Source organism: Dolichospermum planctonicum, assembly GCF_005402965.1.
GTDB classification, from domain to species: Bacteria; Cyanobacteriota; Cyanobacteriia; order Cyanobacteriales; family Nostocaceae; genus Dolichospermum; species Dolichospermum planctonicum.
Window position 1 is genome coordinate 27,037 of sequence record NZ_BJCF01000018.1, and the last position, 12,978, is coordinate 40,014.

Sequence of the window (12,978 nt, forward strand, 5' to 3'; positions counted from 1 at the left end):
TTTAAGGTTCTAATAATTAATTGCTTTTTCTGAAAATTACTATAACTAAGTGATGATTGATTTTTCCGTTATTTTGTGTTTAGTTGTAGATATTGATGAAATTAACTACATTTACGTTCGCGGATTGTTCCGTAAGGATAGGTACAAAGTACAGGAAGGAGGAAGAAAGAGGGAAGCAAAAGGGAATCAATCTCTTGTTTCTATGGTATTGAAATATCGTTGTTGACAAGTATCTGGAGATAGAAATTAAGAATAATTCGCTTGGTTTTTAGATTTTCTGGCTGAAAAGTTATAATTACCCCAAGATGATTTATACTTGAAGTTGAGTTATTATGTATATAATTGAATTGTTTTTTTTTGATAACAACAGGAGAATATGATGCAAATGCTACCACAACCCAAAGGAATATCTATTATTCAAGTCTTAAACTGGATATTCAGACCTATGCCTTATATGATGGAATGTGCTAAAAATTATGGAGATGTTTTTGCTCTAAAATTACAGGGTAATTTACCACCGATGTTATTTGTTCATTCTCCTGAAGCAATGCAGCAGGTGTTAAGTAATGATCAAAAAGAGTTGGAAGCACCAGGAGATTTAAACAGTATTTTTGAATATTTACTGGGCAAAAATTCTGTCATTAGTCTTAGTGGTAAAGCACATCAACGTCAACGTCAATTAATTATGCCTCCTTTTCACGGGGAAAGAATGCGAACTTACGCAGAATTAATTGAGAATATTACCATAAAAGTTTTTAATCAACAACCAAAAAATCAATCTTTTAATATTAGGAACATTACCCAAGATATCACTCTTCAGGTAATGATGGAAGCTGTTTTTGGCCTTTATGAAGGAGAACGAGCAGAAAAACTTAAACATTTACTTTGTGCAATTTTAGAACAGGGTGGCACTCCTTGGAGAGTGATTTTTCTCTATTTTCCCAAATTAAAAGAAACCTTTGGGATTTCAGAAATTTGGAAACAACAAATGAAGAAACAGCAACAAGCTGACCAACTTATTTATCAGGAAATTAAAGAAAGAAGAGAAAATTTTGATCCTGACCGTACAGATATCCTTAATTTACTTATGTCTGCTCAAGATGAAAACGGTCAACCTATGACTGATGCAGAATTAAGAGATGAATTGATGACTTTACTAGTTGCAGGTCATGAAACTACAGCCACAGCTATTTCTTGGGCTTTTTACTGGATTCATAAACTCCCAGAAGTTAAAGAAAAATTATTAGCAGAATTGGATAGTTTAGGAGAAAATTATGATTCTAATACTGTCTTTAAATTGCCATATTTAACTGCTGTTTGTAATGAAACCTTAAGGATTTGTCCCGTGGGAATGTTAACTTTTCCTAGAAGGGTTAAAACCCCTATTTCTCTCTGTGGTTATCAACTCGAACCAGGTACAATTGTCATGGGTTCAATTTATTTAGCTCATCACCGCGAAGATACTTATCCTGAACATGAGAAATTTCAGCCAGAACGCTTTTTACAAAGACAATTTTCACCTTATGAATTTCTACCTTTTGGTGGTGGTGCAAGACGTTGTATCGGTTTAGCATTTGCCCAAATGGAAATGAAATTGATCTTAGCAAAAGTCCTAAAAACATGGTCAATGAAATTAGTTGATACCCATGAAATCAAACCTCAAAGACGGGGTTTAGTGACAGGACCGAGTAGTCCGATAACTTTGGAAATTGAAAATATTCGTCAACCAAAATCTGCAATTTTAGAAGCAGCAGCAGTTTGATACACTAACAACCAACAAGATCCCCGACTTCTTAAGGAAGTCGGGGATTTAGGTTTATCTTCCACTTTTTTTAACATTTGCTTACATTCCCTAAATATATTAAATATAATAATATAAAAGAGCCAGGTTTTTATCTTATCAAGATATGCAAGAATACGACGTTATTATTATCGGTGCTGGACACAACGGCTTAGTTTGTGCGGCTTATTTACTCAAAGCAGGTTATAGTGTTCTGCTATTAGAAAAACGTCCTGTCCCTGGTGGTGCTGCTACAACTGAAGAATGTATCCCAGAAGTACCGGGGTTTAAATTTAATTTGTGTGCCATTGACCATGAATTTATTCATTTAGGTCCAGTGGTGGAAGAATTAGAACTGACAAAATACGGCTTGGAATATCTAGAATGTGACCCAGTTGTATTTTGTCCTCACCCGGACGGTAAATATTTCTTGGCACATAAATCCTTAGAAAAAACCTGTGCAGAAATCGCTCGTTATAATCAACGAGATGCTAAAAAATACGCCGAATTTACCAATTATTGGCAACGGGCAATTAACGCCATGACTCCCATGTTTAATGCCCCACCAAAGTCAATTATAGATATTTTTGGTAATTACAATTTCCAACAAGTTAAAGATTTAGTTTCTGTTGTCGGTTCTCCGGCGAAAAGTTTCGATTTTGTGCGCACAATGTTAAATAGTGCGGAGGATATTCTCAATGAATGGTTTGATGAAGAATTTTTAAAAGCACCCCTATCAAGATTAGCATCAGAATTAGGTGCGCCACCTTCACAAAAAAATCTGGCAATTGGAGTCATGATGATGGCTATGCGCCATCATCCTGGTATGGCTAGACCTCGCGGCGGTACGGGTGCATTGGTGCAAGCATTGGTGAAATTAGTTAATAGTAAAGGTGGGGTAATTCTCACAGACCAGCACGTAGAAAAGATTTTAATTGATGATGGTAAAGCGGTAGGAGTCAGGGTGACTGGTGGTAAGGAATTTATGGCTAAACATGGAGTAATTTCTAATATTGATGCCCAAAGATTATTCTTACAAATGACTGAAAAAAGTGATATTGATGCAGTTGACCCTGATTTATGGGAAAGGCTAGAACGTCGCATTATCAACAATAATGAAACCATCCTCAAAATAGATTTGGCATTAGATGAACCTTTGCATTTTTCTCATCATGAACATAAAGATGAATATCTGATTGGTTCAATTTTAATTGCCGATTCTATGAATCATGTTGAACAGGCTCATAATAAATGTACAATCGGCGAAATTCCCGATTCTGACCCCTCGATGTATGTGGTTATGCCTAGCGCCCTTGACCCTAGTTTAGCACCGCCAGGGAAACATACTTTATGGATTGAATTTTTCGCTCCTTATCAAATTGCTGGTGCAAAAAGTACAGGTTTAAAAGGTACAGGTTGGACTGATGATTTGAAAAATCAAGTTGCTGATAGAGTGGTTGATAAATTAGCAACTTATGCCCCAAATGTGAAAAAAGCAACCATCGCTAGAAGGGTAGAAAGTCCAGCAGAATTAGGGGAAAGATTAGGAGCATATAAAGGCAATTATTATCATATTGATATGACTATGGATCAAATGATCTTTTTCCGACCTTTGCCCGAATTAGCTAATTATAAAACCCCCATTGATCATCTGTTTTTAACTGGTGCTGGTACACATCCAGGTGGTTCAATTTCGGGAATGCCAGGACGCAATTGTGCGCGGGTATTTTTGCAAAATAAGCAACCATTCAGTCAGGCCTTAAAAGATGCAGGAAATTCGATTAAGTCCACAGTTGGTTCGGTTTTTGGGATTAGTTAAGTAATACAGACGTAGGGTGCGTTAGTGCAGCGTAACGCACCAGTTTTTATACATTAGAGAATTATAATTTTTACAATACTTCAAAAAATCGTATTTATTCTGATTTTAAATTTCTAAAATATCGTGTACAATTCATCAATGACTTATTTTCCTAGTAATACACTTGTATTACTGATAATATATTGCACTTATGGAAAAACTGACAGTAAAAAACTTTTTAAATATCAAAGATATTGAATTTAATTTATCCAAGATAAATATTATTATCGGACAGCAAGCTAGTGGTAAAAGTGTAATTGCTAAATTAGTTTATTTCTTTAAAGATTTTTTCATTAAATATCGTTCTTCAATCCAGAATAAGCAAAAAAAAGCAGAATTTGATAGAAGTATAATTACAACGTTTAAAATTATATTCCCGGAATATTCTTGGAAAAATCAGGAGTTTCAAATTTTATATGAATTTGATAGTTATTCCATAGCTTTGAATAACCAAAAATCAGATGATAAGAAGTCTAAATTATCTTTGATATATTCTGAACATTTAGTTAAAGTTCGCAGAAAAATATTAAGCGACTATAATAAGAAAACCATTGAATATGCAGAAAATAACCCTGAGAAAATAGAAGAATATTACAATACAATTTTCACTGAATATATTCTGAGAGATAATCATTTTAATAGTCTTGAATTGGTAACTTTTATCCCTGCGGGGAGGTCGTTTTTTGCTAATTTACAAAATAATATTTTTTCCTTTTTGTCCGAAAATATAGTCATAGATTATTTTCTGAAAGAATTTGGTTCGGCTTATGAAAGAGTAAAAAATTTTTATCATCTTAGAAAATTGATTCATGCGTTTAAGCTAAATGATTCAATTGATGAATTAATTAATCAGATAATAGTGGGTAATTATTCATACGAAAAAGATCAGGACTGGATATTATACACTAACGAAACAAACAAAAATAGAAGAACTAATTTATCACATTCATCTTCTGGACAACAGGAAGCCCTACCTATGACACTTATATTAGCTATTTTGCCTTTTATTAGTTCAACAACACTTTTCATTATAGAAGAACCAGAAGCACATTTATTTCCTACATCACAAAAACACGTTATAAGTTTAATCAGTCAAGTTTTTAATGCAACCGAAAAAAAGCATAAATTTATTATAACTACTCACAGTCCTTATATACTAACTGCTTTTAATAACCTAATTCAAGCAGGTAATACTCTGAAAGCATTAAGAGAGAAACCTGAACAAAATGATTTACTAAAAGATTTATTTAAAATAGTTCCAGAAAGTCAAATATTAGATATTAATGATGTTGCTGCTTACACCATCAAAAATGGTATGATTGAAAGTTTGATCAATGAAGACAATAACTTGATTGACGCAAATATCATTGATGAAGTATCCAACGAATTTAGTCAAGTGTTTGAAAAATTAATAGAACTTGAATTGGGAGAATAACATCTGTGGATTTAGATAAATGTTCCGAAAAAATCAGCCATAAAAATATATTAATAGAAGAAAAGAAAAGTAGTAAAATAATTTTTACGAATGAAAAATTAATAGAAGTGACTAAAGTTAAAGTAGATGGTTGTTTAGATATTCAAGGAGTTAAATGTGATTGGTTACTAATTATTAATGAACCTTATATTGAAATTTATATAGAGTTAAAAGGTTCTGATGTAGAACACGCATTTGCACAAATTGAAAATACAATTAAAGTTATATCCCAAGGTTATAAAAATGTTCCCAAATATTGCTATGTCATCACAACTAGATGCCCTATAACATCAACACAAATTCAAGTTAAGACAAAATCATTTAAAAGTAAGTACAATGCAGTGCTAAGAATTAAAAAAACAGGCTGTAATGAAAATATTAATGCCTTGATTACAGATAAATAAACGTAGTAAATATATATGTTCTAGAATTTCTCTATTAGGGATGGGTAAGTATTTTTCTATTTTACACAAGCGATATTTAATACATTAAATAATGTGTTTCCTGTTCTCTGTTGTAATTCTGCTTCGTGAATAGTCCTAAAAAAGTAGTAAATTAAAAAGTGCATCTAGTAGCATTAAAATTTTGATTAAATCACCTGTGCGGAAAATCGTTATTGCTGGTAACTGGAAAATGTTTAAAACCCAGGCAGAATCTGCAGCCTTTTTAGGCGGATTTTTGCCTCACCTGGAGGAAACCCCCTCAGTACGAGAAGTGGTATTATGTCCTCCTTTCACCGATTTAAGCCTGCTGTCCAGATTTTTGCATGGTAGCCGTGTAAATTTGGGAGCGCAAAACGTCCACTGGGAAGAAAATGGAGCATATACGGGGGAAATCGCTGCCCCTATGCTCACAGAAATCGGTGTGCGTTATGTCATTATTGGACACAGTGAAAGACGGCAATTCTTTGGGGAAACAGACGTAACTGTCAATCTCCGTCTCAAGGCCGCTCAAAAACATGGACTCACTCCCATTCTCTGTGTTGGGGAAACTAAACAACAACGAGACGCGGGGGAAACAGAATCAATAATTAGCACCCAGTTAGAAAAGGACTTGGTAGATATTGATCAAAACAACTTGATTATTGCCTATGAACCAATTTGGGCTATTGGTACTGGTGATACCTGTGAATCGAAGGAAGCAAATCGGGTAATTGGCTTAATTCGTGGTCAATTGACTAATCCCCTAGTTCCTATTCAGTATGGCGGTTCAGTTAAACCGAATAATATTGATGAAATTATGGCACAACCAGAAATTGACGGCGCTCTCGTTGGTGGAGCTAGTCTAGAAGCTGATAGTTTTGCCAGAATTGTCAATTATCAATAATGGGGATTGGGGATTGGGGTAATTATCAACTTGGATTATGTATAATGCTTGACCAATTAACTATCGGAAATCACTGTTTTGTCTGGGGAAGGCGGACTTATATCATGGGGATTTTAAATGTCACTCCTGATAGTTTTAGTGATGGTGGTAAATTTAATACTATCTCCGCCGCTTTAACCCAAGCACAAGCAATGGTTGCCGCTGGCGCTGATATCATTGATATTGGTGGACAATCAACTCGTCCGGGGGCGAAGCAAATATCAGTAGATGCGGAACTTGATCGGGTTATATCTGTTTTGGAGGAGCTACGCCCAGTAGTTGATGTCCCTCTTTCTGTAGATACAACGAGGGCTGAGGTAGCTAAAGCAGCTATCAACGCGGGAGCAGATTTAGTAAATGACATTTCTGCTGGTACTTATGACCCCGAAATGCTGCCAACCGTAGCCAGTTTAAACGTGCCAATTATCTTAATGCACATCCGTGGAAACCCTCAAACCATGGTCAATCTCACAGATTATCAAAACTTAATAGGTGATATTTACAGCTTTTTATCTCAGAGAATTACTGATGCTATCCTGGCGGGAATTGACCAAAATAAAATCATTATTGATCCTGGTATTGGTTTTGCTAAAAATCATGAGCAGAATTTAGAAATTTTCCGGCGTTTGCGATCGCTAAAAACACTTAATGCTCCGATTTTAGTAGGGGCATCTCGCAAAAGTTTTATCGGTAATATCCTCAAGCAACCAGATCCAACATTACGGATTTGGGGAACAGCCGCAGCCTGTTGTGCAGCTATTTTTAATGGTGCAGATATCCTGCGAGTTCACGATGTTCAAGAAATGCAAGAGGTAACTCTGGTGACAGATGCCATTTTTCGTTATTCCTACTAATTACACCAGTTTCCGATGTGATGAGGTACAGGTATTAATCATAAAAATCTCGTGGTGCGGGCATCTTGCCCGCTCAAAGTGTACCTAACCTAGATGAAATACGCTGTATTAATTAGCTCCATTACCATTACCGTTACCGTTACCAGGGTTTTTACTATGATTTTCTTGTACCGAATCAGAAATCAACTCCTGAAACATTTCCGTTGAGTTGGCAGGATCTACAAACACAATTTTGGCATTATTGCTTGCACCCAGTTTCTCACTAGCGTCTACGTAATCTTGGGCAACAAGATACCGTAAAATATCCTTACTTTCAGGATGAGAACGCAAGGCTTCAGAAATGATCTCTATAGATGTTTTAGTTCCTTTTGCCCTCTTAACGGCCGCTTCTTCTTCCCCTTCGGCGGCTAAAATCGCGGCTCGTTTTTTAATTTGTGCGTTCTGTTGCTCTTCCATTGACTTGCGTACAGTCTCAGGTGGGGTGATACTCTGAATATCTAATCGCGTAATTTCAACTCCCCAGGTGGATGTAATTGAATTTAATACGCTTAATATAGTTTTGTCTATCTGATCTCTAGACATATTAGTATCCTCCAAGGAATTTTGGGCGATATTTTCCCGGAGGGTAGTTGTGGCTATGTTTGCTAGAGACTGTTCTAGATCATCAATGGCATAAAAGCTTTTTTCAATGTCCTGAATGCGCCAATAAACAATTGCATCTACTTCTAAATAGATACCATCTTTAGTAATTACATTTTGCGGTTTAATATCTAAAAGCTGCTCTCTGGTTGTGTTTTCCATCACAATCTGATCAATGATGGGAACGATGAAACTCAGTCCAGGGTTAAGTTTACGATGATATCGCCCCAATCGTTCAACTAAAGCGACATTCCCTTGATTTACCATCTTTGCAGAGGCCAAGGCGTAACCTACCAGAGCTAAAAATATAATCAAAATTATTGGGTCCATGATCTTCTCCTCTTTCAGCTTTGGGCAGAATTGATTTCAGGGTGATGGTTATACCGTGTATTAACTAACTGTAATTTTAAATGGGTTAAATGTGTAGTTTTTGAATGAGAATTGTTAATAATTAACCTGCCTTGATATTATAGGCGATTATTGCTATACTTATAATTACTATAATTATTAATTTAATTATTAATTGCTGACTAAGTAACTAAGTCATATTATAACCATATTTTAGTCCTAGATTTTTTGGTGGGAAATCTAGAAAACCATTACTTTACCTTTCCTAAATAACCTAAAATCCAGTAGTGAATAGTCTGATAATCCCCAAGATAGTCCCTAAAGGACCAGCTACAGTATTAACTCTGTCACCTGTTTTAGCTAAAACGTTGCGATCAACTACGACAACATCATTATTACGCAGGATCGGATTAGTTTCTTCATTAATTCCTTTAGATAAATCCACTTTAATTGGACGTTTAGTAACTGTACCATTGGCATTGAGGCGGATGAGTTCTATACTTCCTTTACTGGCTCTACTATCATTGAAACCACCAGCAGCTAATAATGCCTGATTTAAAGAGCTATTGGGTTGTAATCTTACCGCTCCCGGTCTTTTGACTTCACCCACTACACCCACTTCAATAGTATTTGGCGATAAAGTAGTGGTAGCCAATTGCGTAGCTTCAGCCGCACTAATGTCTGTAGCTGTAGGAATGACGATTGTATCTCCATCTTGCACCACAATGTCTTGATTGATATCACCACTTTGTAGTAATTGCCAAAGGTTGATATCTATAGTTTGTTCCGTACCAGTTCGAGTAGGACGGCGTAATTTAATCTTCCGTACATCTGCAAGGGACGTAATTCCCCCAGCTAGTTGTAAACTCCGCATCACAGTGGGTAAACCACCACCAGCACCACCACCCTCTCCTCCACCCGCATTTCCAGCGGTGACAAGATAAGAACCGGGACGGTAAACTTGACCAATTACCACCACTGTGCGGGGTGAAGTTTGACTAGCAGCAAAGTTAGCTGCAAAGAGATTCCGAGCTTCAGCCACATTTAGGCTAGTAGCAGTGGGAACAATAATGGTATCTCCATCTCGTAAGGTAATTTCCTGGGAAATTCGCCCTGTTTGAGTCAATTCCTTTAAATTTAGGGAAACCGTCTGCTCTCCAGAACGCCCTACTTTGCGCCGTAATTGCACTTGAGTCACGTCTGCTGCTAATGTCACACCTTGGGCTATAGTTAGGGCAGCTAATACCGTTGGGTATTGCACACCGGGGTTATTCCCTGCTCCCCCTTGTAAGCTGAGGGTGTAAGCTCCAGGCCTGGTTACCTCTCCAGCTACAAACACATTTATGGGACGAGGTGATAACAAGTTAACAGAAATCAGAGGACGTTTGAGAAAACGAGAATATCTTTTCGCAATGGTATCAGAGGCCTGTTCAGTTGTTAAGCCAGAAACGGGTACACTACCAATTAAAGGCATATTAATTGCACCACCAGGAGGAATTTGATATTCACCTGTATATTCTGGAACTTCAAATACATTTACACGGATGAGATCACCGCCTCCTAATAAGTAATCTGTAACTATACTAGATGTTGATTTTACTGACTGCCTCTGTGCCATACTCGCAGATGGTAAAGCGATGTTGACGGTTGTTAGCAATGCTAAACTCATGGTTGAATGGGTGAGGAATTTACACAAATTTTTATTAAGCATACTTACCTGAGACTTGGAGATAACGATATTTGCAGTTATTCTGAAACATTTTAACGTTGATTACACCTAAACATCGCAGTGGCTCAACAATTTTATTTTCTCATAAATCTTTAATTTTCCGGACATAAGTAATTGTAATTTATTGCTTTGGGATATGGATTTTATATTTTCCATGAAGTTAATTCACCTCTAAATTTATTTAGACAATTTAATTCTCAATTTTTATAACAATTTTCGATTCTATATTTTCCACTTCTCCTCAGAGATTTTTTTCTAAAATATCAGATTCATAATTTTATTTTTTAGATATCTCTACACGCTTTCCATTTTTACCTTGTTTGACTTTTACCTGAGAGCATATTTTAAAGTTTTCGACAAATATGAATTTAGACCTTTTAAACACCTCTGAAATCTACTGTGGTACTACAGATTAAGCTGTAAATATAGCAGTCTTGTGAAAAATAAAATTACTACTTATGGCTGATTTATCCATGAAAATTTACCAATGGTAGTTATCTTAATCACCAATCTATTCGCCATAGCTGATACCCTGGACAGCCATTTACCATCAAGCAAAAACGATAAAGTGCTACTTTCTGATTTCGTTTGCTATCTGATTAAATCAATTCAGACAGGGTATGATTTCTGGTTTGAATTTGCTGAATAAAAAACTCTTCTAGAGATTGACGTGATAGATTCATGGTAATGATTTTTCCACCCATCAAACCCAGACTAGATAGAAAATCATAGTCATTTTCTTCGAGTATACCTTGCCAACAACCATCAGCACCAAATTCTAAACTAGCTATCCATTAATTGGGGAATACGTTGAGGTTGTAATTTTTGGGGAATTTGAAATAAACCCGCTGCTAACTCTAAAAATTCCCAACCACTGAGATAGTCGTATAAATAGGGATTTTCCGGGAGGTAGTCAATATGTTGTTTAACTTTAACGTCACCTATGGGTTGACCTAATAATAATCCCCTTCCAGATGTGGGGCGGATAATTCCCAACAACAATTTTAACAAAGTGGTTTTACCCGCACCATTGGGACTGAGCAAGCCAAAGGTTTCTCCTGGATACACTTGTAAAGAACAGTTTTTCAGGGATACAACTTTTTGATTGAGCCAAAATCCGGTGCGATAGACTTTTCGTAGTTCACAAGTCAGGACTACAGGTTGTTTGTCTAGGGGATTTTGTCGAGCATTGGAGTTGTCTGCAACAGAATTCATGGACGTGAAATTATCAACTACTGACTATTGAGAACTATCTACATATTAACCGCTGTCGGGAATTTTTATAATACACCTTTGGAACTAGGAATGGTTTCTGCTCGACGTGGATCAATTTCCGCTGCTACTCGCATAGCTCTAGCAAAGGCTTTAAAAGCAGCTTCAATAATATGATGGGAATTAATACCATCTAATTGACGAATATGTAACGTCATTTGGCTATGATTTACCAAGGCCACAAAAAACTCCCGCACCAATTGTGTATCATAAGTCCCCACCCGTTGAGTAGGAATTACCAAACCATAACTTAGATGAGGTCTACCGGAGAAATCTAAGGACACTTGTACCAAGGCTTCATCTAAAGGAGCAGTAAAATTACCGAAACGGACAATTCCTTTTTTATTTCCCAAAGCTTGAAATAATGCCTGTCCCAAGGTAATTCCCACATCTTCATTAGTGTGATGATCATCAATTTCCCAATCACCTTGAGCTTGAATATCCAGGTCAAATAACCCATGGGAAGCGATTTGATGAAGCATGTGATCTAAAAAGGGAATACCAGTAGATACTTTACATATACCTGTACCATCAAGGTTGATAGTGACATAAATATTTGTTTCACCAGTAGTACGGTGAACTGAGACTATGCGAGGTGTTTGTTTGTTGTCCGTTGTCATTTGTCAGTTGCAATAGGTAATGGGTAATGGGTAATGGGTAATGGGTAATAGGGGCAATAAATATTCTCCCTGCCCCCTGCTCCCGGCCTCTTCTTACATCCCCATGATTTCATATCCCGCATCTACATACAGGATTTGTCCAGTAATACCGCTTGCCAAATCACTACACAAAAAAGCGGCTGTATTACCTACTTCTAATTGAGTGACAGTGCGACGGAGCGGGGCTACTTTTTCAACATGATGAATCATATCTAGGATACCACCGACGGCAGAAGAAGCTAAAGTGCGAATAGGACCAGCCGAAATGCCATTAACACGAATATTTTCAGGACCAAATTCGGCTGCTAAATAACGAACACTGGCTTCTAGACCTGCTTTAGCCACACCCATAACATTATAATTAGGAATTGCTCTAACTGCTCCCAAATATGTAAGAGTAATAATACTTCCGCCTTGAGTCATCAAAGGTTTAGCAGCACCGCTTAACTGTACAAGAGAATAAGTGCTAACTTCTAAAGCTGTATTGAAACCAGAACGGGAAGTTTGGCTAAAACCTCCGGTCAAATCTTCCTTTTTAGCAAAAGCCAAACAATGGACTAGAATATCTAATCTCCCCCATTCTTGCCGGATAGTTTCAAAAGTAGATTGAATTTGCTCGTCATTTTCAACATTGCAGGGCAGAAACAAACTAGGGTTGAGCGGTTCTACCAATTCAGCCACTTTTTTTTCCATTTTACCCTTGTCATCTGGCAAGTAGGTAATACCCAAATTAGCCCCCGCTTTGTGCAGTTGCTGGGCAATTCCCCAAGCGATAGAACGGTTATTGGCAATACCTGTAACTAGGGCATTTTTTCCAGACAGATTCAGCATAAACTTTGCTAATATAATTCATCATTAGGAGCATACTAGAATCTGACCCTAGTTTAACTTTGTGAGTCTAGAAATTTTCTAAAATCCGCAAAGAGTAGGCAGGAAGTACCCGGCAAATCATAACCATATTTGTAAAGATTCTCAAGAAATTTCCCAGCTTTGGGGCAAA

General features: G+C 36.7%; 9 protein-coding genes and 2 pseudogenes. 6 read left to right on the forward strand and 5 right to left on the reverse strand.

What is annotated here, in order from left to right; translation table 11 throughout:
- Positions 1-379 precede the first annotated feature (379 nt).
- The 6 genes and pseudogenes from FFO06_RS09865 to folP all read left to right on the forward strand — a co-directional run bounded on the left by FFO06_RS09865 (position 380) and on the right by folP (position 7,331).
- Complete coding sequence (locus FFO06_RS09865) at positions 380-1,762, forward strand: cytochrome P450 (protein WP_137907923.1); 1,383 nt, start codon at positions 380-382, stop codon at positions 1,760-1,762.
- 139 nt (positions 1,763-1,901) lie between these two features.
- Positions 1,902-3,599 (forward strand): annotated as a pseudogene (crtO, locus tag FFO06_RS09870) (beta-carotene ketolase CrtO); the annotation flags it as partial.
- Positions 3,600-3,789: 190 nt separating this feature from the next.
- Complete coding sequence (locus FFO06_RS09875; protein WP_137907887.1) at positions 3,790-5,073, forward strand: AAA family ATPase; 1,284 nt, start codon at positions 3,790-3,792, stop codon at positions 5,071-5,073.
- A 5-nt stretch (positions 5,074-5,078) separates the two neighbouring features.
- Positions 5,079-5,516 carry a hypothetical protein gene (locus FFO06_RS09880; protein WP_137907888.1) on the forward strand — a complete coding sequence of 146 codons (438 nt, stop codon included), beginning with the start codon at positions 5,079-5,081 and terminating at the stop codon, positions 5,514-5,516.
- Between the two features lie 196 nt (positions 5,517-5,712).
- Entirely contained in the window at positions 5,713-6,438 is a 726-nt protein-coding gene (gene tpiA, locus FFO06_RS09885) for a triose-phosphate isomerase (RefSeq protein WP_137907924.1), read from the forward strand.
- Positions 6,439-6,482: 44 nt separating this feature from the next.
- Entirely contained in the window at positions 6,483-7,331 is an 849-nt protein-coding gene (gene folP, locus FFO06_RS09890; protein WP_137907889.1) for a dihydropteroate synthase, read from the forward strand.
- Between the two features lie 108 nt (positions 7,332-7,439).
- Here the strand turns inward: folP and FFO06_RS09895 are convergent, their stop codons facing one another.
- The 5 genes and pseudogenes from FFO06_RS09895 to fabI form a co-directional block, all read right to left on the reverse strand.
- Positions 7,440-8,300, reverse strand: a complete 861-nt coding sequence (locus tag FFO06_RS09895) for an SPFH domain-containing protein (RefSeq protein ID WP_137907890.1) — start codon at positions 8,298-8,300, stop codon at positions 7,440-7,442.
- Between the two features lie 292 nt (positions 8,301-8,592).
- Positions 8,593-10,029: a polysaccharide biosynthesis/export family protein gene (locus tag FFO06_RS09900; protein WP_137907891.1), complete on the reverse strand. Its 1,437-nt coding sequence runs from the start codon at positions 10,027-10,029 to the stop codon at positions 8,593-8,595.
- A gap of 617 nt (positions 10,030-10,646) precedes the next feature.
- Positions 10,647-11,262: pseudogene (locus tag FFO06_RS09905) on the reverse strand (ATP-binding cassette domain-containing protein).
- 65 nt (positions 11,263-11,327) lie between these two features.
- Positions 11,328-11,939: an imidazoleglycerol-phosphate dehydratase HisB gene (hisB, locus tag FFO06_RS09910; RefSeq protein WP_137907892.1), complete on the reverse strand. Its 612-nt coding sequence runs from the start codon at positions 11,937-11,939 to the stop codon at positions 11,328-11,330.
- A gap of 93 nt (positions 11,940-12,032) precedes the next feature.
- Positions 12,033-12,809, reverse strand: a complete 777-nt coding sequence (gene fabI, locus FFO06_RS09915) for an enoyl-ACP reductase FabI (RefSeq protein ID WP_137907893.1) — start codon at positions 12,807-12,809, stop codon at positions 12,033-12,035.
- Positions 12,810-12,978 lie beyond the last annotated feature (169 nt).